General features: G+C 56.1%; 30 protein-coding genes and 1 pseudogene. 19 read left to right on the top strand and 12 right to left on the bottom strand.

The window, feature by feature from the left end; genetic code table 11:
- Window positions 1-144: 144 nt before the first annotated feature.
- Window positions 145-1,056: a LysR family transcriptional regulator gene (locus tag ADS46_RS15185; protein WP_066321442.1), complete on the top strand. Its 912-nt coding sequence runs from the start codon at window positions 145-147 to the stop codon at window positions 1,054-1,056.
- Between the two features lie 9 nt (window positions 1,057-1,065).
- Here the strand turns inward: ADS46_RS15185 and ADS46_RS18615 are convergent, their stop codons facing one another.
- Window positions 1,066-1,218 (bottom strand): GDYXXLXY domain-containing protein, encoded by a 153-nt coding sequence (locus ADS46_RS18615; protein ID WP_234346852.1) that lies wholly within the window; start codon window positions 1,216-1,218, stop codon window positions 1,066-1,068.
- Window positions 1,219-1,653: 435 nt separating this feature from the next.
- On the opposite strand from ADS46_RS18615, the gene msrP reads away from it, so the two are divergent.
- Together msrP and msrQ are read left to right on the top strand one after the other, a co-directional pair.
- The gene (gene msrP / locus ADS46_RS15180) at window positions 1,654-2,673 is read left to right on the top strand and encodes a protein-methionine-sulfoxide reductase catalytic subunit MsrP (protein WP_066321441.1); all 1,020 of its coding nucleotides are present in this window, start codon (window positions 1,654-1,656) and stop codon (window positions 2,671-2,673) included.
- Window positions 2,673-3,293: a protein-methionine-sulfoxide reductase heme-binding subunit MsrQ gene (gene msrQ, locus ADS46_RS15175; RefSeq protein ID WP_066321439.1), complete on the top strand. Its 621-nt coding sequence runs from the start codon at window positions 2,673-2,675 to the stop codon at window positions 3,291-3,293. Before msrP ends, msrQ begins: the two co-directional genes overlap by 1 nt.
- A 49-nt stretch (window positions 3,294-3,342) precedes the next feature.
- On the opposite strand, the gene ADS46_RS15170 is transcribed toward msrQ, so the two are convergent.
- Both ADS46_RS15170 and ADS46_RS15165 read right to left on the bottom strand, forming a co-directional pair.
- Window positions 3,343-4,998: an FMN-binding glutamate synthase family protein gene (locus tag ADS46_RS15170; protein ID WP_066321435.1), complete on the bottom strand. Its 1,656-nt coding sequence runs from the start codon at window positions 4,996-4,998 to the stop codon at window positions 3,343-3,345.
- A gap of 164 nt (window positions 4,999-5,162) precedes the next feature.
- Window positions 5,163-6,002, bottom strand: a complete 840-nt coding sequence (locus ADS46_RS15165) for a helix-turn-helix transcriptional regulator (RefSeq protein ID WP_066321431.1) — start codon at window positions 6,000-6,002, stop codon at window positions 5,163-5,165.
- Window positions 6,003-6,143: 141 nt separating this feature from the next.
- Between ADS46_RS15165 and ADS46_RS15160 the strand changes: the two genes are divergently transcribed.
- Entirely contained in the window at window positions 6,144-7,310 is a 1,167-nt protein-coding gene (locus ADS46_RS15160; protein WP_066321430.1) for an MFS transporter, read from the top strand.
- Between the two features lie 295 nt (window positions 7,311-7,605).
- Here the strand turns inward: ADS46_RS15160 and ADS46_RS15155 are convergent, their stop codons facing one another.
- Window positions 7,606-8,523: a LysR family transcriptional regulator gene (locus tag ADS46_RS15155; RefSeq protein WP_066321429.1), complete on the bottom strand. Its 918-nt coding sequence runs from the start codon at window positions 8,521-8,523 to the stop codon at window positions 7,606-7,608.
- A gap of 140 nt (window positions 8,524-8,663) precedes the next feature.
- Here ADS46_RS15155 and ADS46_RS15150 point away from each other — a divergent pair, with 140 nt between their 5' ends.
- Window positions 8,664-9,056: a RidA family protein gene (locus tag ADS46_RS15150; protein ID WP_066321428.1), complete on the top strand. Its 393-nt coding sequence runs from the start codon at window positions 8,664-8,666 to the stop codon at window positions 9,054-9,056.
- A gap of 13 nt (window positions 9,057-9,069) precedes the next feature.
- Here the strand turns inward: ADS46_RS15150 and ADS46_RS19055 are convergent, their stop codons facing one another.
- Together ADS46_RS19055 and ADS46_RS19050 are read right to left on the bottom strand one after the other, a co-directional pair.
- Window positions 9,070-9,414, bottom strand: coding sequence for a helix-turn-helix domain-containing protein (locus ADS46_RS19055; RefSeq protein WP_267886963.1), 345 nt, complete (start codon window positions 9,412-9,414; stop codon window positions 9,070-9,072).
- Complete coding sequence (locus ADS46_RS19050; protein WP_234346850.1) at window positions 9,415-10,002, bottom strand: AraC family transcriptional regulator; 588 nt, start codon at window positions 10,000-10,002, stop codon at window positions 9,415-9,417.
- Window positions 10,003-10,203: 201 nt separating this feature from the next.
- Between ADS46_RS19050 and ADS46_RS15140 the strand changes: the two genes are divergently transcribed.
- From ADS46_RS15140 to ADS46_RS15125, 4 genes are all read left to right on the top strand, one after another.
- Complete coding sequence (locus ADS46_RS15140) at window positions 10,204-10,947, top strand: SDR family oxidoreductase (protein ID WP_066321427.1); 744 nt, start codon at window positions 10,204-10,206, stop codon at window positions 10,945-10,947.
- Between the two features lie 67 nt (window positions 10,948-11,014).
- Window positions 11,015-11,542, top strand: coding sequence for a TetR/AcrR family transcriptional regulator (locus ADS46_RS15135; protein WP_066321426.1), 528 nt, complete (start codon window positions 11,015-11,017; stop codon window positions 11,540-11,542).
- On the top strand, window positions 11,539-12,726 hold the full coding sequence (locus ADS46_RS15130) for an MFS transporter (protein WP_066321424.1): 1,188 nt from the start codon (window positions 11,539-11,541) through the stop codon (window positions 12,724-12,726). Before ADS46_RS15135 ends, ADS46_RS15130 begins: the two co-directional genes overlap by 4 nt.
- Window positions 12,727-12,810: 84 nt before the next feature.
- Window positions 12,811-13,332, top strand: coding sequence for a hypothetical protein (locus ADS46_RS15125; RefSeq protein WP_066321423.1), 522 nt, complete (start codon window positions 12,811-12,813; stop codon window positions 13,330-13,332).
- Here the strand turns inward: ADS46_RS15125 and ADS46_RS19100 are convergent.
- Window positions 13,329-13,454 (bottom strand): hypothetical protein, encoded by a 126-nt coding sequence (locus ADS46_RS19100; protein ID WP_267886958.1) that lies wholly within the window; start codon window positions 13,452-13,454, stop codon window positions 13,329-13,331. The genes ADS46_RS15125 and ADS46_RS19100 overlap by 4 nt on opposite strands.
- Here ADS46_RS19100 and ADS46_RS15120 point away from each other — a divergent pair.
- The gene (locus ADS46_RS15120; RefSeq protein WP_066321421.1) at window positions 13,453-14,604 is read left to right on the top strand and encodes an alpha/beta hydrolase; all 1,152 of its coding nucleotides are present in this window, start codon (window positions 13,453-13,455) and stop codon (window positions 14,602-14,604) included. The genes ADS46_RS19100 and ADS46_RS15120 overlap by 2 nt on opposite strands.
- 138 nt (window positions 14,605-14,742) lie before the next feature.
- Here the strand turns inward: ADS46_RS15120 and ADS46_RS15115 are convergent, their stop codons facing one another.
- The gene (locus ADS46_RS15115) at window positions 14,743-16,836 is read right to left on the bottom strand and encodes a TonB-dependent siderophore receptor (RefSeq protein WP_234346849.1); all 2,094 of its coding nucleotides are present in this window, start codon (window positions 16,834-16,836) and stop codon (window positions 14,743-14,745) included.
- 243 nt (window positions 16,837-17,079) lie between these two features.
- Between ADS46_RS15115 and ADS46_RS15110 the strand changes: the two genes are divergently transcribed.
- The 3 genes from ADS46_RS15110 to ADS46_RS15100 all read left to right on the top strand — a co-directional run bounded on the left by ADS46_RS15110 (window position 17,080) and on the right by ADS46_RS15100 (window position 18,541).
- Complete coding sequence (locus tag ADS46_RS15110) at window positions 17,080-17,598, top strand: cupin domain-containing protein (protein WP_066321418.1); 519 nt, start codon at window positions 17,080-17,082, stop codon at window positions 17,596-17,598.
- A gap of 70 nt (window positions 17,599-17,668) precedes the next feature.
- On the top strand, window positions 17,669-17,965 hold the full coding sequence (locus ADS46_RS15105) for a DUF1330 domain-containing protein (protein WP_066321417.1): 297 nt from the start codon (window positions 17,669-17,671) through the stop codon (window positions 17,963-17,965).
- Between the two features lie 36 nt (window positions 17,966-18,001).
- Window positions 18,002-18,541 (top strand): hypothetical protein, encoded by a 540-nt coding sequence (locus tag ADS46_RS15100; RefSeq protein ID WP_082926108.1) that lies wholly within the window; start codon window positions 18,002-18,004, stop codon window positions 18,539-18,541.
- A gap of 11 nt (window positions 18,542-18,552) precedes the next feature.
- On the opposite strand, the gene rhuM is transcribed toward ADS46_RS15100, so the two are convergent.
- Window positions 18,553-19,551, bottom strand: a complete 999-nt coding sequence (rhuM, locus tag ADS46_RS15095) for a virulence protein RhuM/Fic/DOC family protein (protein ID WP_066321414.1) — start codon at window positions 19,549-19,551, stop codon at window positions 18,553-18,555.
- 186 nt (window positions 19,552-19,737) lie between these two features.
- Window positions 19,738-20,547, bottom strand: coding sequence for a sulfite exporter TauE/SafE family protein (locus tag ADS46_RS15090; protein WP_066321413.1), 810 nt, complete (start codon window positions 20,545-20,547; stop codon window positions 19,738-19,740).
- A gap of 107 nt (window positions 20,548-20,654) precedes the next feature.
- On the opposite strand from ADS46_RS15090, the gene ADS46_RS19045 reads away from it, so the two are divergent.
- From ADS46_RS19045 to ADS46_RS18610, 3 genes are all read left to right on the top strand, one after another.
- Complete coding sequence (locus tag ADS46_RS19045) at window positions 20,655-20,849, top strand: hypothetical protein (RefSeq protein ID WP_234346848.1); 195 nt, start codon at window positions 20,655-20,657, stop codon at window positions 20,847-20,849.
- Between the two features lie 111 nt (window positions 20,850-20,960).
- The gene (locus tag ADS46_RS19040) at window positions 20,961-21,440 is read left to right on the top strand and encodes a helix-turn-helix domain-containing protein (RefSeq protein WP_234346847.1); all 480 of its coding nucleotides are present in this window, start codon (window positions 20,961-20,963) and stop codon (window positions 21,438-21,440) included.
- Window positions 21,441-21,524: 84 nt separating this feature from the next.
- Window positions 21,525-21,677: a helix-turn-helix domain-containing protein gene (locus tag ADS46_RS18610; protein WP_082926107.1), complete on the top strand. Its 153-nt coding sequence runs from the start codon at window positions 21,525-21,527 to the stop codon at window positions 21,675-21,677.
- A gap of 29 nt (window positions 21,678-21,706) precedes the next feature.
- Here ADS46_RS18610 and ADS46_RS15080 read toward each other — a convergent pair whose 3' ends face one another.
- Window positions 21,707-22,615 (bottom strand): LysR substrate-binding domain-containing protein, encoded by a 909-nt coding sequence (locus ADS46_RS15080; RefSeq protein WP_066321412.1) that lies wholly within the window; start codon window positions 22,613-22,615, stop codon window positions 21,707-21,709.
- Window positions 22,616-22,708: 93 nt separating this feature from the next.
- On the opposite strand from ADS46_RS15080, the gene ADS46_RS15075 reads away from it, so the two are divergent.
- Window positions 22,709-23,629 (top strand): DMT family transporter, encoded by a 921-nt coding sequence (locus ADS46_RS15075; protein WP_066321410.1) that lies wholly within the window; start codon window positions 22,709-22,711, stop codon window positions 23,627-23,629.
- 44 nt (window positions 23,630-23,673) lie between these two features.
- Here ADS46_RS15075 and ADS46_RS19200 read toward each other — a convergent pair.
- Window positions 23,674-23,830, bottom strand: a pseudogene (locus ADS46_RS19200) (DUF4172 domain-containing protein); the annotation flags it as partial.
- Window positions 23,831-24,014: 184 nt separating this feature from the next.
- Here ADS46_RS19200 and ADS46_RS15070 point away from each other — a divergent pair.
- Both ADS46_RS15070 and ADS46_RS15065 read left to right on the top strand, forming a co-directional pair.
- Window positions 24,015-24,263: a type II toxin-antitoxin system ParD family antitoxin gene (locus tag ADS46_RS15070; RefSeq protein ID WP_066321408.1), complete on the top strand. Its 249-nt coding sequence runs from the start codon at window positions 24,015-24,017 to the stop codon at window positions 24,261-24,263.
- On the top strand, window positions 24,263-24,562 hold the full coding sequence (locus ADS46_RS15065; protein WP_066321405.1) for a type II toxin-antitoxin system RelE/ParE family toxin: 300 nt from the start codon (window positions 24,263-24,265) through the stop codon (window positions 24,560-24,562). The genes ADS46_RS15070 and ADS46_RS15065 overlap by 1 nt, the downstream gene beginning before the upstream one ends.
- The last annotated feature ends 6 nt before the right edge of the window (window positions 24,563-24,568 follow it).

Here is a 24,568-nt window from a genome sequence, read left to right as displayed (position 1 = left end):
CTCCTTTTTATCTACAAGGCTGAGTGAGCAGTGGCTAATGAAGTGCCAACATGCGTTTCCACATGCTTTATAGAGTGTAGTATTCCGCTTATTCGAGGATTAGATAAAGAAATTAGGACACAGCGTTGCATAGGGAGAACACACATGACGGCCCCCAACCTTAACGATCTGTATTACTTTGTGAAGGTCGTCGACCACGGTGGTTTTTCGCCAGCGGGGCGTGCCTTAGGCATCGCAAAATCCAAGCTGAGCAGGCGCGTGGGCGAACTAGAAAATCAGTTGCATGTTCGCCTGATGCACCGCTCGACCCGCCACCTGACGCTTACCGATATTGGCCAACGTTATTACCAGCACTGCAAGGCGATGCTGGTGGAAGCGGAAGCCGCCCAGCAGTTCATTGAAGAGAGCAAGCAGGCCCCTTGCGGCGTTATCCGCATAAGCTGCCCCACCGGGCTGTTGAGCTTTCACGTGAGTGCCATGCTGGCGGACTTCATGACCCTTTACCCCGAGGTAGAGGTTCATCTCGAAGGCACCAATCGGCGCATTGACCCGCTCGTGGAAGGCGTGGATATCGCTCTGCGTGCCCGCCCCCTCCCCCTGGAAGACAGTGACCTGATTCTTAAAGTGCTGTCGGATCGCGGTCAGTGCCTGGTGGCAAGTCCGGCACTGCTTGAGGAGTATGGTGTCCCCTCTACCCCCGAGATGCTCGCCAACCTGCCCAGCTTAAGCCGGGCACGGCCGGAAGAACCGCATGTTTGGCGCTTGAAGCGTGACGGTGACGAGCGTGTGGTGGAACATTCACCACGCTTTATTACCACCGACATGACCGCGCTCTATAAAGCGGCTTTAGCTGGCGTCGGCGTGGTGCAACTGCCTAGCTTGATGCTGGGAGATTCGCTCACGTCAAAAACCTTGGTGCAAGTAGTGCCCGAGTGGGAACCACGGCGGGAAGTCATTCATGCGGTTTACCCATCGAGACGCGGCTTACTGCCTTCGGTCAGAGCGCTGCTGGATTTTCTTGCCGAACGCTATGCCGCGCTTGGTTCTGAATACTGACATGGGAGATTACCGAGCTCCCAGCAGATTAAGCTCACTATCATGGAGAGAAACCAGTAAGGGTTCGCCATCTTCATTGATACGAAAACGGCCGTAACGGGCAGGCTCGTAGCGTTCAACATGACCTTCCTGGAAAAAGAAGGCATCAGTGGCAAAGCGCACTTGGCCATTGCGAATCCGATAGCGCAGTTGCTGTTCGTCGTCGGCTAAAGAGGTGCCATCATCCAGGCAAAGGCAGAATAGCTACGATGAACCAGACTCGATGACCAGCGCCACCTGCTCGGGCGGTAGTGTTCCCTGTTCAATTAACGACACCAGTTCACGGCGTTTTGAAGCCATGGTTTTCCTTGTCAGTCGGTCAGAGCAATAAGGTTTTGAAACTGTCTACTAAATAGGATGACCGAGCCAGCGTTCATCGTTACACCCGCTCGGCAAGAAAAAGATCACCTGCAACTTGTTTTTATAAGCTTTTACATACAAGTTGTGTAGAACCCTTCATCCAATTCAGCGTCGAATGCGTATGCTTTAAAACAATGCTGATGTTATAGCGAACCCAGCCACCCTCTGTCGACGACTTACCCACACAGGAGGCATCCAATGCTCATCAAGATTGCCAAACCGAGTGACTTGCACGAATCCGATGTCACGCCCGAATCCATCTACCTCTCCCGACGTCGCTTTATGGGCGGCGTGGCAGGCCTGGGGGCAGGGCTCGCGCTCTCAGGCCACGCCCAGGCAGCCGCCGACGACTATTCGGACGTTCCCGAAGGCGACGCGCCCGGTTGGCTGAAAGAAAAAATCAGCGACGCCAAGTGGGATGCCATCACCCCAAGCGATCCTGAAAAAGACAAGCTCGCGCCCTTTGATGACGCCAGCCAATACAATAACTTCTTCGAGTTCGGCACCGACAAGGGCGATCCTGCCCGCCATGCAGGCAGCCTGGAAACCCAGCCGTGGAGCGTGGTGGTCGATGGTGAGGTGAACAACGGCGGGCGTTTTGCGCTCGAAGACCTGGTCAAACCGTCACAGTTTGAGGAGCGCATTTACCGCCTGCGTTGCGTTGAGGCCTGGTCAATGGTGATTCCCTGGCTGGGCATCCCGCTTGCCGAGATCATCAAGCGCGCCGACCCTACCAGCAAAGCCAAGTACGTGCGCTTTGAAACCCTGGTCGACCCGGATCAGATGCGCGGTCAGCGCTCATCCTTCTCGATCATCGACTGGCCCTACGTGGAAGGCCTGCGTCTGGACGAAGCCATGCACCCACTGACGATAATGGCCATGGGCATGTACGGCCGCGAGCTGCCCAACCAGAACGGCGCCCCCTTGCGGCTGGTGGTTCCCTGGAAGTATGGCTTCAAGAGTATCAAGTCAATAGTGCGCATCTCGCTGGTCGAAGAGCAGCCGGTCAATTCCTGGCAAAAGATTGCCTCGGATGAGTACGGCTTTTATGCCAACGTCAATCCCAATGTGGACCACCCCCGCTGGAGCCAGGCCACCGAACGCCGCCTACCCAACACCCTGTTCAATTCCAATACCATCGACACCCGGATGTTCAACGGCTACGAAGATGAAGTCGCCGAGCTCTATGCGGGCATGGACTTGAGGAAGCACTACTGATGGCAACGCAGCGCAAATGGTTGGCCTGGCGGGTGGCAGTGTTTCTCGCTGCACTCGCGCCGCTGATATTCTGGAGTTGGCAGGTGGCGAACAACGCCGCTGGCCCTGAGCCGGGGCGCTACCTGCTGCTCAACATTGGCATTGGCGGGCTGTGGATGCTGCTGCTTACCCTCAGCCTGACGCCGCTGACAAAGCTAACCCGCTGGAAAGGCTTCGCGCTGATCCGGCGTCAGTTGGGCCTGTGGACGCTCACCTACGCCATCCTGCATATGCTCAGTTACGCGCTGTTTATCCTGGGGCTGAACTGGGCACTGCTGGGCAGCGAAATCGTCAAACGGCCCTACATTATCGTCGGCATGATCGCATTGATCGGCCTGGCCGTGCTGGGCGCGACGTCCAACAAATGGTCGATGCGCCGCCTGGGCAAGCGCTGGAAGTCGCTACACAAATTTTCCTACGCCATTCTGGGCTTGGTGCTGCTGCACTTCTTCTGGGTGGTACGCGCCGACATGGGCGAATGGGCAATGTATGCGGTCATCGGCGCGCTCGTCATGGCCACCCGTCTGCCCCCTGTCTCGCGCACGCTGCCCAAACTACGCCAACGGTTGAGTCGAGCGTAAGTAGCACAACGCAATGCATCTGATGATTGGCATCTAGCCGTTATGCCGTTCACTCCAGCTTAGTGAAACGTAGTTGAGCAATCCGCGAAGGCGGTAAGAACGAATCTGACCGGGCGTTTTCCCAGTAGTGCTCAAAGACTGTGTGATGGCAGTTCCCGGTCAGCAGCTCGTTAGGCTTCAAGAACGTGAAAAGCTGATCGTAGGATTGAATCTCATTTTCCGACACCCGCCGGATAATGTGCTCTGGGCCCAGCTCACTGGTATGACCTAGCCCGGCGGCGGCCAGCATCTCTGCCAACGCCCTTAGCGTATTACGGTGGTAGTGATAGACCCGTTCAGACTTATCGGCGACATCCAAATGCTGCCCCCGCTTCGGGTCCTGGGTCGCCACCCCACTGGGGCATTTATCGGTGTGACAGCTGAGCGCCTGAATACACCCCAGTGAAAACATGAAGCCACGACCCGCGTTGCACCAATCGGCTCCCAGCGCGATGGTGCGGGCAATATGAAAACCGGACATGATCTTGCCCGCCGCCCCAATGCGAATTTCGTCACGCAGCCCAGCCCCCACCAGGGTATTGTGAACCAGGGTCAACGCCTCGGTTAGCGGGACCCCTAGCCGATTGATAAATTCCAGCGGCGCGGCCCCTGTGCCGCCCTCGCCTCCGTCAACCACAATAAAATCCGGCCGCTCGCCGGTTTCAAGCATGGCTTTGACAATGGCAAACCATTCCCAAGGGTGGCCGACCGCCAGCTTGAAGCCCACCGGCTTACCCTCGGAAAGCTCGCGCAGGCGGGCGATAAAGTGCATCAACTCCAGCGGCGTGGAAAACGCCGTATGAGCGGCGGGCGAGACGACATCCTCGCCCATCGGCACACCCCGCGCCTCGGCGATTTCAGCGGTCACCTTGGCGCCTGGCAGAATGCCTCCATGACCGGGCTTTGCCCCCTGGGAAAGCTTGATCTCGATCATCTTCACCTGATCGTCGCAGGCATTCGCCGCAAAGCGCGCCTCGTTGAAGGTACCATCGTCGTTACGGCAGCCAAAGTAGCCCGAGCCTATCTCCCACACCAGATCACCACCGTGCTTGCGATGGTAACGGGAGATCGATCCCTCACCGGTATCGTGATAAAAACCGCCCTTACACGCCCCGGCATTGAGCGCCTCAATCGCATTGGCCGACAGCGAACCAAAGCTCATCGCCGAAATATTGAACACACTGGTGGAATAGGGCTTGCGGCAGCGGCTGCCGCCCACCTGAACACGAAAATCGTAATTGTCGATGGTGCTGGGCTGAAGGGAGTGATTGATCCATTCATGGCCCGGCTGATACATATCCAGCAACGAGCCAAACGGCTTCTTGTCGCTTTCATTCTTGGCGCGCTGATAGACCACCGCCCGCTGTTCCCGGGAGAAAGGGCGTGCGTCCAGGTCCGACTGGATAAAATACTGCCGAATCTCCGGGCCAATCGACTCCAGAACATAGCGCAAGTGCGCCAGTATGGGATAGTTACGGCTGACGGTACGCCGACGCTGACGCACATCGTGAACCCCCAGCGCCGACAGCAGGCCGAAGACCACCACGCCCCACAGCCACATCATTGAAAACATCAGCCCAATCAGCGAGATCGCCAACAGCAACAAACAGGCAATAAAGGTGGCATGTCGGAGAGGAATGCGGGTTAGCCCCCGGGGGTTGATCATAAGCGTACAAACTCCGTTTGAGTCGTTTCACACCAGATGGCGAAACTGGCTAGCATAACGCAGAGAGTGCACGATCGACCAAGCCGCTTTTACCCAAAGACGCATCGCAGATGCGTGCGGTAAGCGACCCTGAGGTCGTTCTTGCGAGCTCCGCCTTCCTGACTTCAAGCCATAATCCACTCATTGAAGATACGTGCTTCGTCCTTACCCCTTTTGTACGCATAGTAGACCAGCCGTAGGTGTCGCTCTTCATCAACGGTGAGCGTCGTGTGTTCAAGCGCCACATCACCAAGCGCTTCAATATAAAGATGACGCACTCCCTGGCAAGGGGCGTTGACCTCCTGGTTTTTCCATAACGGCTTAAATTCAGGCGATACCTTGGTTAACTCTTCGACCAGCTCATCCATAGCGGGGTCTTGCGTGGCGCGGGCGAAGTCGCGCCGAAAGCTGGATAACATTTGGCTGACCTGCGCTTCCCAGGGTGACAAGCGCTGACGCATGGCAGGGTCGGTAAACAACAACCACAGCATATTGCGGCGTTCCGGCGAGTGAGCAGAGAAGTTGAAAAGCTTATCAGCGGCAGTATTCCAGGCCAGCACGTCCCAGCGTAGGTTCAGGATATAGGCGGGCCGGGTGGGCAGATCGTCGATCAACGTTTGCACCAGCGGCGGCACGCTGCACCAGGTTTTAGCCAGTTCAGAGGGTAAGCGCTGATGGGCAAGCAAGAACAGATGGCGGCGTTCCGCCGCATCCAGCTTGAGCGTCTTGGATAAGTTGTCCAGAAACGTCGCCGATACGCTTATATCCCGCCCCTGCTCTAACCAGGTATACCAAGTCAGCCCCACGCCCGCTAAAGCGGCGACTTCTTCGCGCCTTAACCCAGGCGTGCGCCTTCGGCGGCCACGAGGTAGCCCCGCCTCTTCCGGCGCTATTTTCTCGCGATGCTTGCGTAGAAATGCAGCCAGGTCTTCCCGCGTTCGAGTCAGGGTTCTGGAAGCGGTCATCTTATTACCTTTAAAGAACTTACCACTTTTAGTAATAGCATAAATGGTTAAATTGTACCCCCTTAAAAGCCTCTCCAGAATAGCCTCTCGCTGGCAGAACTAGCGATGATTTTTCGATCCTTACCTGACATGGAGAGCGTGATGGCTAACCAACCTCGTTTATCGGTGTATTTAATCGCCTTGGGTGCATTTGCGCTGGGGATGGCCTCTTATGTAACCGCTGGGCTTATTCCACTTATCGGCGACGCTTTTAGTGTCTCTGCAGCCAAAGCAGCCCAGCTAGTCACGGCATTCACCTTAGCCTATGGCTTGGGTTCACCCATCGTTGTGGCACTGCTGCCCGGGCGTCAGCAGCGCTTGGGCTTACTGGTGGCGTTAGTCATCTTTGTTGTGGCTAATATTGCCAGCGCGCTGGCCACCAGCTTTGTATCTCTCGTTGTATGGCGGGCGGTCGCGGGCGTGGGGGCGGGGGTTTACCTTGCCATGGGCATTGCCGCCGCAGCCGCCATTACAGCCGAAGCGCAGCGTGGTAAAGCGATTGCCATCATTATGGGCGGCATGGCCAGTGGCACGGTGCTGGGTGTGCCGATCAGCCTGTTATTGGCCGAGCGTTTAGGTTGGGCGTCAGCGATGTGGCTTATCGCAGTGCTTGGCTTCATTGCCTATGCGGGCCTACACGTTAAACTGCCTGCGGTTCCGCCCGCACCGATGCTCTCACTTGTTCGTAAACTGGCCATTTTGAAAAACCCTCATGCGATGGCCATTCTGGGAGTGTCACTGTTGGCGGCCATTGCCAGCCTAGGGATGTATACCTTTATCGCCCCGTTTATGGCGGCCACCGAATCAGGCGCTGTTCAGTCGATCACTGGTTATTTATGGGTATGGGGAATTGGGGGTGTCGTAGGCAGCTTTCTGATTGGCCCATTGGTCGACAAGTTTAACGGCCCGGTAATCACCTTGGGGATTATGCTGCTGCTCTTTATAGCGCTGATCGCCCTCCCCTTTTCGGCATCTGTTCATCCACTGCTGACGTTACTGCCGATTGCGCTTTGGGGTGCCGTAGGTTGGGCACTGCAAGTACCGCAAAACAACGAGCTCGTGCGTACACGCCAAGCCCATGGTGATGGCAACTTGGCCGTCGCGCTCAATGAATCGGCGCTCTATTTAGGCAGTGCATTAGGCGCAGCAAGTGGCGGCATGTTGCTTGCTCTCCACCTTCCTGTTTCGACATTAGCGGTTGGCGCGGGGGCTATCGCCGCCATGGGTGCGGCAGTACAGCTGATCATCGTCCTGCGTATAAAGCGCTAGCGCTATTCGAGCACGCCAAGGGGCTCGTAGCCTGCCGCTTGGTGGTTATGCAGCCCCGTCTTTTACTTAAAGCAGTGCTCGGTGTGCAGAAAATCCCGCCAGAGCACAAATCCACTCAGAGGTAATCATCTGAAACAATATACAAAGAAGCTGCTTACATACATCCCTGTCTAGAAGCAGTAATCACCATTTACGGCGAGATTAAAACCAAACATACGTGACTGACCAAGGTGTTCCATCGCAACAACTTATAAATCATCATACCGGATAGACTTCTATGTCAGCGCTTCTACCTCTACCGATCCATGACGGGCGCATGCTGCGCCATCAAATCTACCACCCAATCAATGAACACACGCAGCTTGGCGCTGACGTGCCGATTCGGTGGAAAGGCGATGTACATCGGCATCGGCTCCAGGTGCCAATCATCAAACAGGCGGACCAGCTCGCCGCGCGATACGTGCTCGTTGGCCATGTAATCAGGCAACCACATGACGCCGAGCCCCGCCAAGCCCGCTGCCAGCCCGGCGTTCCCATCGTCGACCGAGATCACATAACGTCCCTGCACGGTGACACGCTCTGAGTTGCGGTGCAGGGCATAGGGAAAGGCAGAGCCTGTGCGTGCCCATCTGAAACCGACAATGTAGTGAGGCGGGAGCGACAGTTCTTGTGGGTGCGAAGGAGCACCTGCCCGTTTTAGATAGCTTGGTGCAGCGTAAACACCCAGCGTCAGATCACCCACGCGACGTGCCATCAAAGATAAATCGGTAAGCTCTCCGCCCCGCACTACGCAGTCCACGCTTTCACCAATCAAATCCACCATGCGATCACTGACGCCCATGTCGATTTGAATATCGGGATATTGAGCATGAAAAGCAGGTAAGGCAGGAATCAGGATCATGCGAGCGAAAGGGCTGGGCACATCTACTCTTAGTCGGCCGCGAGGCAACACCGAGGCGTTGGACAGGCTGGTTTCAGCATCGTCCATATCGGCCAGCAGCTTGATGACGCGCTCGTAGTAGGCCGCCCCGTCCGCCGTGACGTTCACCTTGCGGGTGGTGCGGTTGAGCAGTTTGACACGCAGCCGGGCCTCCAGCTGTTGCACGAGTTGCGTCACACTGGTCTTGCTCATGTGAAGTGTTTCAGCAGCCTTGGTAAAGCTGCCCGTCTCCACCACCCGGGCAAAGGCCTGCATTGCGTTAAAACGATCCATGGCTGCGCCAAATACCTTGTGATTGTTTGCAAACTACAAACAATGTTGAACAGAATCCACCGTTTATCCACCCCGAATACAGGCCTAAAGTGACATCACCGTAACTCACCGGTCGACTCCGACCACTGATGGAGATTCACATGGCTAAGCGTGACGTCGTTTTTCCCCAGGGCCGCCAGGCGCTCTATGACCAGAACACTTATTCCGCCGCCGTCCGCTCGGGCGACTTTCTGTTTGTGTCGGGCCAGGTCGGCAGCCGTGAGGACGGCTCTCCCGAACCAGACTTCGCCGCCCAGGTACAGCTGGCCTTCGACAACCTGCAGAGCGTCCTGGCTGCGGCGGGGGCAAGCTTCGATGACATCGTCGATGTGACGAGCTTTCATACCGACCCCGAAGCCCAATTTCCTATCTGGCTGGACGCCAAGGCACGCGCGTTTCCGGAAAAACCCTACCCGAACTGGACAGCGGTTGGCGTCACCTGGCTGGCGGGGTTCGACTTTGAAATCAAGGTGATCGCCAAACTCCCCGAGTAAGCAGCCATGTACCTCAAGCGCCTATCCGTCTCGGCGGAGCGACACTTCTACTGTCGGCCGTGATGTTTTTCTGCAAACGCAGTGCGTCACGCTTCGGCGGTGATTTGAAAAGGCGGCCGTATTCGCGAGTGAACTGAGAGACACTCTCGTACCCTACTTCAAAGGCGGCATTGCTCGCGGTCACACCTTCGTCAAGCATCAGGCGGCGCGCTCCGATCAAGCGCAGCCGCTGCTGGTATTGGCCCGGCGTTAGCGACGTCATGTGTTTGAAATGCTTGTGAAACGAGCTAAGACTCATGCCTGCCTCAGTCGCCAACTGTTCCACCGGCACACGTGACGTGTAGTTAGCTCTGAGAATCTAGATAGCGGCCGCGAGGCGGCTTGCGTAGCTATCCGGATCGGCAATCTCACGCAGGGCATTGCCGTGGGGCCCAGAAAGCAGCCAATAATGCAGCTCCTGCAGGATGCCGGGACGCAGAAGTGGCGCGGAATCGGGGCGATCCAGAAGTTTCATCAGCCGGGATGCGCAGTCAATCAACTCGGCTTCCGTGTCTTCGGCGAATAGCGTCTGCATCTCGGATGGGCGCTGGGCGCGGGTGCTGCCCATATGCGCGGTAAGCTCGCGCAAGATTCTTCTATCCAGGTCAATCGCAACGGCCAGATAGGGCTCGTCCTGGCTGGCTTGGACAATCCGCCCGACGACCGGCATATCCGCGCTCACGATCGCCGATTCCCCGGCCGCTACCACTCTGCTCTGGTGCCCGACCGTCATCCGCTTTGCCCCCTGTAACACCAGGCAAACCAGCGGCTTGTAGACCGATTGCAAATCACCGGCGGGGGTTTCGACGCACATCATGGTAAGCCCGGGCACTGAGGTGAACACCAAGCCATCGTGATTAGCGTGGTGCTTGGCATAGATTTGAACCGCCTGTTTGAGTGAATTCATCTGCTTTCCTCTCGCCGCCTGTTGATCAACGTTAGCATTCATCGACAGGAAACTCGCTGCGCTTACAGGATTAGGCAAGTTTTGCGCATGGGCTGGCAAGCCCCGCCGCCACTGAATGATCAACACTGGGGCAGCTCGGCGATAACACCCACGCCGAAGGCATTCGACATACCGAGTTATTCAGAAATGGAGGCGTTAACCATGAACACATCAGGCAATACCATGCTCATTACCGGCGGTGGCTCCGGGATTGGCCGCGAACTGGCCCTACGCTTCAACGCGCTGGGCAACACTGTGATCGTCGCCGGGCGGCGCATGGAGGCGCTGGAGGAAACCATTGCAGGCCAGCGTGACATGCACGCAATGGCCCTCGATGTCGAAGACCCGACGGCCATTACTACCTTTGCGGAGCGCGTCGTCGCCGAGCATCCCAGGCTCAATGTGTTGATCAACAATGCAGGCATCATGCGCCGCGAGGACTTGACCAGCACCCATGACCTCATTGATGCCGAACAGACGATCGTCACCAATCTGCTCGGCCCGATCCGGCTGACCAATGCCCTGACCGACCACCTGGTCAACCAACCGGACGCCGCCATCGTGAATGTCTCCTCAGGGCTGGCGTTTGTGCCGTTAAGCGGCACGCCTACCTACAACGCCACCAAGGCAGCCATCCATTCCTATACGATCTCGCTTCGCGAGCAGCTCAAGGGCAAGGTTGAACTCATCGAGCTGGCACCACCTGCGGTACAGACGGAGCTGACACCTGGTCAGTCGACCCGCGAAGGCTATATGCCGCTTAATGACTATATGGAAGAGGTCATGACACTGTTTCAAAAGCAACCCACGCCCAAGGAAATCCTGGTGGAGAACGTAAAATTCCTGCGTTGGGCGGAGCGGGACGGACACTTTGATGAAGTGGTGGAGATGCTCAGCAGGATGTGAGTACTTCGTATTTCATCACGAGCAGGTAATAATTGACGGTGTAAAGTGATCGTTTTACACTGCTTGCATGGATACCAAAACAAAGCTTATTTCAGCAGCAGAGCAGCTTTTCGACCGGCACGGCTTTACCGCCACCGGGATGGACAAGCTAACCAAGGCAGCCGGCATGTCGAGCCGAACGCTCTACAAGCATGCGGGTAGTAAAACGGCGCTGATAACGGAGGTGCTCCAAGAACGCCACCGACGCTTCCAGCCGCTCATTGAAGTGGACAGCGTTGATGCTCTCTTTAACGCGCTGGAAGAATGGATACGGACCGAGAGCGCAAGAGGGTGCCTTTTTCTGCGCGCTTACGGTGAAACCGGCGGTGATACACCGGCAATCACCGACGCCGTGCTAGCTTACAAGGCGAGGCTTTACGACAAGATCAAGGATATTGTCGCGATAGAAACCGCTGAAAAAGAAACACCGGAACTCGCCGAGCAGATCCTTATACTGTACGAAGGCGCCACCGCGGCCGCGATTTACCGTGGCCCGGAGGCGATAGCCTCGGCACATAAAGCCGCCTTGGCACTGCTCAAGCAGGCACGATCATGAGCCCTGGCGTGTACCTCGGTGCGGCGGGGTTTGGCATGATCGCGGTGTGCTATGGTTTTGCGCGCTTCGCCTTCGGGCTCTTCCTGCCACAAATTGACACTGACCTTGCCCTATCGCCCACCTTGAGTGGCTTCATATCGGGTGGGTCTTTTCTGGGCTACTGCTTCGCTATCATTCTATCGGCGTACCTGACCGAGCAGATCGGCGCCCGCGCCGTGGCTATTGGGGCGGCGCTGGTCGCAGCAGTCGGCATGGCCGGCATCGCCATGGCGCCTTCGCCGCAGCTGCTCGCCAGCGCGGTCATGCTGGCAGGCTCAAGTACTGGGCTCGCCTCACCGCCCATGGCGGCAGCGGTGGCCGCCGCCGTAAGACCTGATCGGCAAAGTGTCACCAACACGATCATTAATGCCGGAACGGGTGCCGGTGTGGTGCTTTCAGGGCCTGTCGCGTTACTGATGGGAGGTCAATGGCGGTTAGCCTTCGCGTGTTTTGCCGTGGCCGCTTTTGTGATGGCGGTAGCCGCCGCGCTCAGCGTACCAGGCGGTACCAGGGCGACCCAGACCCCGGGCGGTTTACCCCCTTTTAACCGCGTTATTATGCGCTTGATCGCCGCTGCATTTCTGATGGGCGCGTCCAGCACCGCTATTTGGTCTTTCGGTGGCAAACTCGCCGCGCTGCAGCTTGGCTGGGGCAATACCGGTGCAGGGCTGCTTTGGATCGCCATTGGCGCAGCCGGTATCGTGGGAGCAAGCGCAGGTACGCTAGTGGCGCGTTTCGGGATCGACCGAGTGCATTGGCTTTTTCTTGGGGCGTTGGCGACAGGCATTCTATTGGTTGGCACCAGTGCCACTACGCCCTTATTAACACTCGGTGGCGGCATGCTCTTCGGCGCGGCTTACATCATGCTGACCGGCGTCTATCTGGTATGGGGCGTCACCGCACTGCCCAACCGGCCTGCCACAGGCCTGATGATCGGCTTTCTAACCATCGCAATCGGCCAGACGGCAGGTGCGCCACTGTTCGGCTTTTTGATGGATCGGCTGACCCCCGACTACGCCGTGCTGGTCTTCGCATGCCTTGCCTTTACCGCGGGCTTGGCGAGGGCTAACAGCGCCATACTCAAGCCCGCTCCAAAAGCCACCTCGTCAGCACAAGAGATAAGTCACCTAAACGATAGCAACTAAACGTTTTGGGTGGTTAACATAGCGGTTCTCTCGCATCTGCTCGCCGTTAGCCAAGCGCCTATCATTCGCGAAAAGGAGAAACGCATGATGATCACGTCACGGGAAGACCTCGATGCCATCAAGGAGTCGTGCCAGGCCATGGTCACGAATAGCTCACGCCTTTCAGCAGGCGCGGCGATTATTCCCCTGCCGGGGGTGGATGTAGGGTCAGACGTCGCCATCCTGATGCGACTGATCCCCAGGATTAATCACCAGTTTGGCCTAACGCCTGAGCAAATCGACGGCCTGGATACCGAGGCCAAGCTGTTCGTGATGACGGCCATTTCCAACACGGGCAGTAAGATGGCGGGGAAATACATCACCAAAAAGCTGATCGTGATGCTGCTACAGAAGATGGGCGTCAGAGTCGCCACCAAAGGCGTCTCCAAGTTCGTCCCCTTCGTCGGTAGCGCCGTGGCAGGCGGCATCAGCTACACCGCCATGAAGATGATGGGCAATCGGCATATTGAAGATTGCTATCAGATTGCCCTGGCAACGCTGGAAAATGACCGGGAACTGGTCGTTATTGCCGAGGACCCGGCAAAAACGCTAAGCCACGATGATTAGGCTTTCAGCGTCATGACGCTCTCAACGGCCTGTTTCAAGCGTTCGCCCAGCAACGCGTAAGGCCGCACGGGGGCCACCCCAAGACCTGCCAGAGGCCAGCACCCACCGATGGAGAGTTTCATGTTTCGCCGCCTTAGCGTTCTGCTTGCCGCCCTGGTGTTGCTGCCCTCTTGCGCCATGCCGCCGGACTCCCCGCGCTTTCAGCCCTCGGGCGACCTGCCGCGTTATGATCAGCCAAGCTTCGATGAATACATACGCGTCACCCGCGCGTGGATTGCCGACAATCGCGCCTTCATCGGCGACGACCGCCAGCGAGAGATAGCGCTCAACGCCCCGTTTGAACGTCGCCCGGACACACCGGCAAAGCGTGGCATTCTGTTCGTGCACGGACTGGGCTCAAGCCCTTGGTATTTCACGGATATGGCCAACGCCATGGCGGAAGACGGCTGGCTGGTTCGTTCAATTCTGTTGCCCGGCCATGGCACCCGTCCCGCCGACCTGATGCTGCCGGGCCATGAGGATTGGGAAGATGCCGTCGCCCATCACACCCAGTTGCTTGCGGATGAAGTCGATGAGCTCTGGCTGGGCGGGTTCTCGACCGGAGGCAACCTGGTCACTTCCCAAGCGTTCAAGGACGATCGCGTCGACGGGTTGCTGCTGTTCTCCCCCGGCTTTTATTCGGACAGCCAATACCTCTTTCTTGCCCCGGCCATTTCTTATTTCTGGGACTGGCTCGATATCGATGACGAAGACAATATCGTCACCTACCAGTCGCTGCCATCGCGCGGCGCCTCGCTGTATTATCGCTCGGTCAATGCCGTGCAAAAAAACCTCGACGCCGAGCGCTTTGATAAACCCGTACTGATGACCATGAGCCAGCACGACAGCGTGCTGGACCCAGACGCGACGCTCAACGCCTTTCAAACCCGTTTTACCCACCCGTCATCGCGCTTCGTATGGTACGGCGACACGCCTCAACACCTTGATGATCCACGCGTCACGCCGCTGACCAGCTACCTGCCCGACCGGCGGATCAGCAACTTTTCCCACATGAATGTGCTGTTTGCGCCCGACAACCCCTACTACGGCGAAGCGGGCAGCTACACCATGCTGGAAAACGGCCAGGAAGATTTAGACCCGCCCGACGACGCTGACGCATTGTGGTTTAGCGCCTGGGGGCATAGCAACGCGGAAAAATACCACGCCCGGCTGACCTGGAATCCTTATTTTGACGGCCTTCTCGATACTATCCGCGAGATGACAGGTGACTAAGCAGGCCGCTCAGTTATGCTCATACCACAGACTTGAAAGGACCCGAATGCCCGCTTAGGTCGCCATGAAAGCCAAAGCAAAGCCCCCGCCTGTAAAAGCGGGGGCTATGCGATGTTGCCATGGGCCTGACTTGGCGCTTTACCAGCGATAGCTGACCTTCGCGCTGATTTCGCGGCCTGGATTGTAGTAGTCTGCGGTGCTTGAACCGACCACATGCTGTTCGTCGAGCAGGTTGCTAACGTTGACGGCCAGATCGGCGTCTTTAGTTAACTGGTAACTAAAGGCTGCATCGAACAGCGTTGCTGCACTGCTCTTTGAAGTATTGGCGACATCAAAATAGTAGGAGCCAACGTAGCGGGCACCGAGACCAACACTCATATCCTGGCTCGGCAAGGTATAGTATCCCCACAGCGACGCCATATGGTTGGGTGTGGCGGTAAACTCGTTACCTTCTCTAGCGGTGTTGCTGTCGCGCACCACTTCCGACTCCATGTAGGAGTAACCACCGACGATGCTCAGGTTATCGGTCAACTCAGCCTTGGCTTCCAAGTCAAGACCCTTTACGCGGGACTCCCCCACGGTTTCCTGCTCGATAACGCCATTTTCCTGTACCACCGAGATAGTAACGTCATTCTTCGTCAGGTCATAGATAGACGCCGAAAACAGCGCATTCGTACCGAATGGCGCGTATTTCGCGCCAATTTCATACTGTTCGCCCCTTTCAGGGTCGACGCCAACCGTGGGCGGTGCAACCGACTCCACCATGCTGATGTAGGTAGAAATTTCGTCAGTGACGCGATAGGTCAACGCGCCACGAACTGACGTCTCGGAGAAGTCATCAGACTCGGTAACCCCAGCCATGTTGGTGCTGGAAACATCCAGAGCGTCGTTGCGCACGCCCGCGGTCACAATAAATCGATCATAGAAGGACAAATTCTGGGTCAGGAAAGCCGACTCGGTGGTGAAGTCCTGCTCGTTGCTGCTAAAAATATTCAGGCTGCTTGGAGCTCCGCTAAAGGAAGGATTCGCCAGATCGATTGGCTCTGCATCTCCGTAGATGGAGCTGGCTTCCGTGCTGGCATCGCGGTACTCGACACCCACAAGCGTGCTGCTATCAATCTGATCAAAGCGGGCATCATATTGCAGGATAGCGTTACCAATTAATTCCTCGGCTTCGTTGTCGGTGCCAAAATAATCGCGATCCACCACGCTGCCCACTCGCCCTGGAGAGTCTGTAATATAAATATAACCGAAGTCGTCGGTCAGGTCGCTGTAACGCAGGTTACCGCGTAAAGTGAGCCCGTTGTTGAAATCATGGGTCAGTTGCCCAGTAAGGCTGGTGCGCTCAACGTCATGATAATTAAAATCAGGCTCACCAAAGAACTCGCTGCGGTCGTACTCACGGTCAAGCGGATAACCACCGCTATTGGGGGTGTCATCACGCTTCAAGTAATCGAAGATAACACTTGCTGATGTGTAATCCGTTGGCTCCCAGGCAAGACCGCCCATCAAAAAGCCACTATTGTCTTTAGAGTGATCGTATTCGCGATCACTGTCCCGAATAGTACCGGTTAAACGATAGGCTACTGTCTCGTCAGCGTTTAGCGTGTCGCCAACATCAATACCGGCCTCTTTCTCATCAAATGATCCGTATGAGAGGTAGCCTTCACCAAAGCGCTCAAACCGTGGTCGTTTGCTCACAAAGTTCACCGAACCACCCGGGTCCGCCGGACCAAACAGCGTAGAGTTGGCACCTCGCAACACTTCCACACGCTCGTAGGCGTAAGGTTCCTCACGAACACCGCGCATGGAGCCTAGCGTCAGCCCATCACGGTAGGTGGTCGCCTGGAAGCCGCGGATTTGGAAATAGTCATTGCGGTCATCGGTGCCGTAATAATCGGTAATGATGCCAGGAGTATATTGCAGGACCTCTTCAGTGGTAGAGGCGTCCCGCTGCTCGATCTCCTTTTCCGTAATGACTGACACAGAAGCAGGTGTATCGAGAATACTGGTCGCAACCTTGCCACCCACCCACAGCTCTTGGGCCACTATCGAGTTGGCATCATCATCCGCGTAGGCCTGGGCGTTAACAATAACGGGGGCGAGGCGATAAGCCTCCTTTTCGTCATTACCATTGCCGTCGCTTGCCTCCTGCGCGACCCCGATCATGGGAATAGTGACGCCGCACAAAAAGGCGGTAGTGGGTCTGCTGCCACCGTAAGCGATTTGCATGGCACCGGACGCGGCTACTGCTGTCAGTCATGTTAAAGATCCCTTGAAATGAATAAAACTGCCCTGCTCGCCTTATGGTTTCTTTTGAAAGGCGCTGGGAGTATCAGAGGTACTACCACGCATCAATAGTGGTAATGCCAATCATAATCATTAATTTTATCGTATTTCTATATTAGAGCAATGCCGACCTATGCGCTAGCCTTTGCTAAACATCGACGTTCAACGCAGCATCAGGAGGCCTTGATGAATACCCCACAACCCGAAACGTTGTATCTCGACAGCGATAAAACCACCGGCTACCCCAATTCACCGCTGCCGGTACTGATCTACCGAGACGTTATCGACACACCTGATCCAGAGGCATGCGCCGCCACGTTCGAAGCCATGTTCAAGCGCCACGGCTGGCCGCCGTCGTGGCGCTACCACCTGTATGACTTTGATCACTTCCACTCGACCGCTCACGAGGTCCTGGGCATTTTTCGCGGGCAGGCCCGTGCCCGGCTGGGCGGCCCCAACGGCCGCGAACTGATGCTTTGTACGGGCGATGTGCTGGTGCTGCCCGCGGGTGTCGGGCATGCCAGCCTGGAGGCGGATGATGATTTCTGCATGGTAGGCGCCTACCCGCCAGGCCAAAGGCCGGAGATAGAACGCGGCGACCCGGCACAGTTGGAAGCGGCAAAGGCGCGCGTGGCTAACGTGGAGATGCCCGAGAGCGACCCGGTCGGCGGTTCACTCACATCGCTCTGGACGCAAGACACTTAGATCCAGCAGAAGTCTGCCCATGGCAGGTATGATGCACAGACCCACATTTCACACCGACGAGGAGCTCCCTATGACCGCTTATGTGGTAATGATCAAAGAACACACCCACGACAGTGACGAAATGGAGCGCTACAGCGAAAAGGCCAAAGCCGCCCGCGAAGGCCACGACCCTGAACCGCTGGCGTTCTATGGTGATTTCAAAGTGCTCGAAGGTAGCGCCATGGAAGGGGCGGTGATTTTACGCTTCCCCGATATGGCTGCCGCCCGCGCCTGGTATGAAAGCCCCGCCTACCAGGAAGCCCGCCAGCACCGTTTTCAGGGGGCCGACTATCGAGTGTTTATCGTGGATGGGATTGAAGGCACCTGAGAAGCACACCATCGTCTATCAAGAGAGGACCGCATCATGATCGAGTCACGTGAAGACCTCGACGCCATCAAGCAGTCGTGCCAGTCGATGGTCACAAGGAGTTCAGGCCTTTCTGCCGGGGCGGCGATCATTCCCATCCCCGGGGTGGATCTTGGCTCAGACGTGGCCATCTTGATGCGGTTGATCCCCCAAATTAATGAAAAATTTGGCTTATCGCCTGAACAAATCGAAAGCCTGGATACCGAATCCAAGCTCTTTGTGATGACCGCCATTTCCAATACCGGCAGCAAGCTGGCCGGGAAATACATCACCAAAAAACTCATCGTGACGGTGCTCAACAAGATGGGCATCAAGGTCGCCGCAAAAGGCGTGACGAAGTTCGTCCCGCTAATCGGTAGCGCCGTGGCAGGCAGCATCAGCTTCACCGCCATGAAGGTGATGGGCAACCGGCATATCGAAGACTGCTATCAGATTGCCCTGGCAGCGCTGGAAGAAGAGCGGCTTGCGCATGAAATCGTGATCGAGCCGGAGCCAGAATCAGAGCCAGGACCGGTAAAGAACTCCCCTCAGCCGTAATAGCTCGGTGATCAGCTTTCTTTCAGCAGTATAAAATGCTCTATCAACCGTATCATCAGCGTTTTCTGATCGGGCAGGCTTTCAGCCACTAACAACGCTAGCGCCACCAAGGTGTTGTCGTTGATCAGTTGCTCAACGGGTCGAGCCAGTAACGATGCATTGCGGCGCAGGTACCATAGAAACAGAAACGAGCCACAGCGCTTATTTCCATCGGCCAATGGATGATTTTTAACCACAAAGTAAAGCAGATGCGCCGCTCGGATGGCCACGTTGGGGTAAAACAGTTCGTCGCCAAAACCTTGCTCGATGGTGGCCAAAGCCGACGTCAAACCATCACCCCGCACCTGCCCAAACAGTTCGGTTGCCTCGCCTTTGGCGATCAAGGTTTGCTTCAACTCCCCAATGGCTCTCAAGGCTTCGTCCAACTCCAGCGAGTGCATACCGGGCTGCTTGATGTTTAGCTCAGTTAATTGCTGTTCATCATAACCTTGTAGCAAGCTCCAGGAACGCGCGTAATCGCTAATCACACGCGCTACGGCCTCGCCTTCTGTTGAAACCAAACCTTGATTGGTCAAGGTACGGCTGAGCAAATTCACCGCCTGCTCAAACTCGATACCACGTTCGGTCAGGCGACGCTGATTCAAGGTATAGCCTTGAACTAAATGGTCTTTTAATACTTGCGTGGCCCACTTGCGGAACTGGGTGGCACGCTTGGAGCTGACCCGATACCCCACCGAAATAATCGCATCCAGATTGTAATGCTTGATACGGCGCCGAACCTGTCGCTTGCCCTCTTGGCGAACTACTAAGAAATCCTTAGTAGTTGCCTGCTCACTCAGCTCCTTATCTTTAAAAATATTTTGCAAGTGCATGAGAACGTTTTCGGATGTAGTAGCGAACAAGCTCCCCATCTGCGCCTGGCTCAACCAAACGGTCTCGTGCTCCAGGGTCACCTCTAGGTGTGCTTGCCCGTCTTCGCTGGTGAATATCTGTATTTGCTGGTCAGTCATCAGTGTTGCCTCCCGGGGTTACATCAAGCTCCATGCATCTTCAAAGCAAGCATCACTTAATGCAGCAATATTCACCTTTGCCTACCCAAGCACGCCTGTTATCAGAGATTAATTAAACCTTACCAAATTACTGATTATTTATACAGCTTAATATTATCATGATCCTGCCAAATAAAAGTGGACACTTCAACGCACAAAAACCATCACTGCCAGCACCATCGTTAGCAATAGCAGGTACACCCCGGCATGGATATGATCAGGAATGCGCCCGATCCATATCGACGCCAGTCGAATACCGACCCATGAGCCTATCGCGAGCACCAGCAACGCGCGCAGATCCACATAACCGGCATACCAGTCCCCCAACGCTGGGTGATTTGCCGACAGCAGCACATACGTCGCGGTGCCACTTACCGCCATGGGCAACGATAATGGATTGGCCATGGCAGTAGCTGCCGTCATACTTGCGCCTCTACGGCGCATGAGCGGTACTGTCATTACGCTTCCACCCACGCCCAGCAAGGCGGCCACCGCACCAATCAATGTCCCCGTCATCGCCGTTACTCCACGCCCCATAGGACGCACATCACTCTCCGCCTGATGCAGAAAACCGGGCCGAAGCACAGCATCCATAATCGTGATGCCCAGATAGCCGATAAAGGCCCAGCGCACCCAATCCCCACTTAACGACACGGCGGCTGCTGCGCCGAGCACGGCCCCCATGGCGATATAGCCGACCAGTGAACGCACCAGATACCATTGCACAGTCCCTCGCCGATGGTGACGCCATGTCGCTAATGAGGCAGCAAACACCATCAGCGCGGTCGAAGTGGCCACCGCGATATGCATGGCCGCCTGACCGATACCACTATCCGGCCCATGAACAGAAATCAGTAAGGTATACAGCAAAGGAACTACCACAAACCCACCACCGAAACCGAACAACACGGTCGTGACTCCAGCCAACCCGCCACAAATTAGCAATATGCTATACACCGGCACTCTCCTGATGAAACGAAACAACAGGCACTATTTGCTGGAGGAAGTTGGCCGACATTCGTGATTCGGACAATCATCAACGCGTTTCAGCCAGGTTAACGCTAATGCTCAATACGCCTCTTTCAGATGTGGATCATGTAGCACGGCCGGTGGTGGCCATCGGTACTGACTACCGCCCCGGCACCCTCCTCGACTTTCATACCCATCGCCGTGCCCAGTTTCTCTATGGCATGACCGGCGTGATGGAAGTCAACACGGATGACGGCACCTGGATGGTGCCACCGTTCAGCGGCGTCTGACTGCCAGCGGGCAAGCGGCACCAAGTGCGCATGAACGAGGTGAGCACCCGAAGCTTGTACATCGAGCCTCACGTCGCACCACGTACGTCGCCCAACTGCGAGGTGCTAGTTGTGACACCTCTACTGCATCACCTGCTGCTGGCTTCCGCCCAAATCCCCGCGCTCTATAAGGAAAACGGCCGCGACGGTGCCCTGGCGCAACTACTCCTATACGAACTGGAACAGGCTCAGGCCCTGCCACTGTTTGCGCCCCTGCCCCATGACCTTCCACTCGCCAGTCTGTGCAGAGAGTTTCTCGGCCAGCCGAGCATTCACACCCTTCCGGAGGAGTGGGCGCGGCATTTACATTGCAGTCAGCGCACCTTCAATCGCCTGTTCCGTCAGCAGACTGGACTCTCCTTTGGCGTATGGCGCCAACAGGCCTGCCTGATGGCGGCAATTCCCAGACTGCTCTCCGGCAGCTCCGTTACACGAACCGCACTGGAGCTCGGCTACGACAGCCCAGCCGCTTTCTCCAGCATGTTTCGCAAGGTGCTTGGTCAGTCTCCAACGACCTTCATTCGGGCGGCTAGTCGCCCGAATGAAGAGTAAAAAGCCGTTGTCTCAGGTATTAAATACTCACGATCTTGCCCAGCCTGACCCACAGTGAGCATTTAAAGGCCCACAAAAACTCTCATGGGCCTTAAATTACTCAAATTGACGGCTATCGAACTATCGAAACGTGCAGGCATCACTCGCAGCATCCTCCGCAATATCGAAAACGGCGAAGCTGATTCTGAGATCAGCCGGGATCGAGACGGAGGCTCTTTGCCGGACGGCAGTTTTTGAACAGCTATTGCGTCGAACAAGCCCTACTATCACTCATGACTCAACACCTCTCGCAGCCAACCAAGTAATGCTTCGTTTCCTGGGCGTTGAGGCGCGCCCTGGCGTGTGTATAAGGCGATGGCATCGTGCTGGGGCAAGCTCTCTGCCACCGGGCGGATCAATTCTCCACTCTCAATCAAGCGCTGGGTGGTACGCCGCCACCCTAGGGCGATACCGTGCCCCGCGACAGCCGCTTGCAGTAACAGTGGATAGCTATCGAACACAGCGCTCTCAGCTGATGAAAACTCAAAGTGCCCCATGGCACGAAACCAATCATCCCATTCCAGCCAATCCGGCGGTTCAGCGTGGTGGTGCAGTAGCCGCTGGTTCAGCAACGCATTGAGACTCAACGGCGTGGTGGCACCTTTAAGGTAAGCAGGGCTGCAGACCGGAAATATCTCGTCCTCGGCGGTAAACACCACACGATGGCTCCCGCTGGGTCGTCCGTTGGTTTGCAGCGCAATGTCGAAGCGACCACTAAATTCGGTAATCGGCCGTGTCGACGTCGCCAGCTGTATCTCAATGTCAGGATAGCGTCGATTGAAGTCCGCGAGCTGTGGCATCAGCCAATAGAACGCTTCGCATAACTGGCAGAACAATACGACGCGCTTATCATCCGGGTCGCCACGCAGCGCCTGAGCCCCCTTGGCAATACTTTCCAGCGCCTGGGAGACCGTACGGCCAAACTCACGCCCCTCCCGGGTAAGAACCACACGGCGATGACGGCGCTCGAAAAGCATCACGCCAAGGTCTTCCTCCAGCGCACGGATCTGTCGGCTGATAGCCGCCTGAGTAAGGTGTAGCTCATCGGCCGCGCGCGAAAAGCTTTCAAGCCTGGCGGCAGCCTCAAAGGGACGCAGCGTCGCCAGCGGCGGAAGAGACTTGATGACGTTATCCATAATCTGAGCTCATGCATTGTGACGCAGAAGTCGTTTGAAGCACTGCTAGAGGCAGCGGCATTCTAGAGCGAAATTCATACCTGGAACGCTGCAATGAAGGTCACCGCTGAACCACAAGATAATATCCTACAGGGCATAAGCCTTATCGTGGGGGCTGTCTTTCTGCTGGCATTGACCGACGCCCTGGTTAAGTATCTAAGTGCCAGTATGTCGCTATGGCAGCTCTATGTCATCGCCTCAGCACTATCGCTGTCGTTACTCTTTGGATTGATCATTGGCCATTCAGGCCCCCGTCCCAAGGTAAAATCATGCCGCTGGGTGGCGATAAGAAGCCTGCTTCTGTTACTGATGTGGATAGCCTACTACGCAGCACTACCGCTGATTCCGCTTTCGGTGGCGGCGGTCGCTATTTACACCACACCGCTGTTTATTGCCGTGCTGGCTGCTTTTGGGGCGGGCGAGCATCTTTCACGCCAGGCTTGGCTGGGCATCCTCTGCGGCTTCCTTGGCGTGGTGGTGGTATTGCGCCCTGGCGGCGACACCTTCACACCTGCGACACTGCTACCCGTACTTGCCGCCCTCTTTTATGCGCTAGCCATGCTGGTCACTCGCCACCACTGCCAAAGAGAGCATCCCTTACTTCTCACCCTGGGATTAAATCTAGCCTTCCTGGTAGCAGGCACTCTCTTCAGCGTGCTGGTCGCAATCAACATCACCGCATCGCTTGCTGAACGCGCCCCCTTTCTGTTTGCCGGTTGGCAACCGCTAGACGCCACTACGTTATTGATCGTGGGCGCCTACGCCCTATTGCTGGTCATTGTGAATACCGGGGTGGCAAGGGCTTATCAAATCGCCCCTTCGGCGTTGATCGGCACCTTTGATTACGCCTACCTCGTCTTTGCCAGCCTTTGGGGCTATCTGCTATTCAGCGAAGTGCCCGATGGCATGACTTGGCTGGGAATGGGCATGATCTTAATGGCGGGGGTGATGGTATTACGGCAACAGCGGGGCTGACGCCTATTTTCATGATGAACTTCCGAGACATCCTCGGTAGTTGCTTAACCAAGCATCACCCAATAACGCGTGCTGCGGCCCCCCGCCGGGTAGCTCGTAGAGGCAGCCCTTCTCTACCCGTTCAGCCAAATCACGTGTTGCGGTGGCTTTACTTACCTTGGCCAGCGATTGGTATTTACGCGCATTGATGCCCTGTTCAAATGCCCCAATGCTGCGTCAATTATTCAGATCATATCGTGAGCCAATTATGGTTAATATTCGGCTCATGATTAGGATTAGTTTCAGCCGTATACATACGCATCGGCCCTCGCTAGCGGGCTCTCTTGCCTTTCTTGCCAGCCTCACCTATATTCAAATTTGTTACTTTTGAATACAGGAAGCACTCATGGCGACGACAAGCCTTAGCCTCGGAGAGCACTGGGAAGTCTTTATCAGAAACGAGGTCTCCAGCGGTCGCTACGGCTCCGCAAGTGAGGTTGTGCGTGACGCGTTGCGTGCCATGGAGGAGCGTAAAAGCAAAATGGAAGCGCTACGTACTCATCTAGCCCAAGGTGCCGAGCAAGCAAGGTCTGGTGAATTCGTGGATGATTTCTCGATGGATTCACTAATCAACGAATTGGATAGAGAAACGTAATGCCCTCGTTTCATATCACACCGAGAGCGAGAGACGATTTAAAGAATATTGGCCGCTATACGGAGCGGCAATGGGGCAGGAGCCAACGTAATATCTATCTAAAAGATTTTGAAAAACGATTTCACTGGCTCGCAGAAAATCCACTATCAGGAAAACATCGCGCAGACATCAGCGAGGGCTATTACAGCTACCCCCAAGGCCAGCATGTTATCTTTTACCTGATTGGCCAAGGGGGCATTGAGATCATCGGCCTTCCTCACAAAGAAACGGATATCGTCTCTTATTTTCTGCCCGATTGATCATCA

The organism is Halomonas sp. G11, from assembly GCF_001663515.1.
Lineage (GTDB): Bacteria > Pseudomonadota > Gammaproteobacteria > Pseudomonadales > Halomonadaceae > Vreelandella.
Note: the sequence above shows the minus strand (reverse complement) of the source record. Positions and strands in the feature narration are given on the sequence as shown.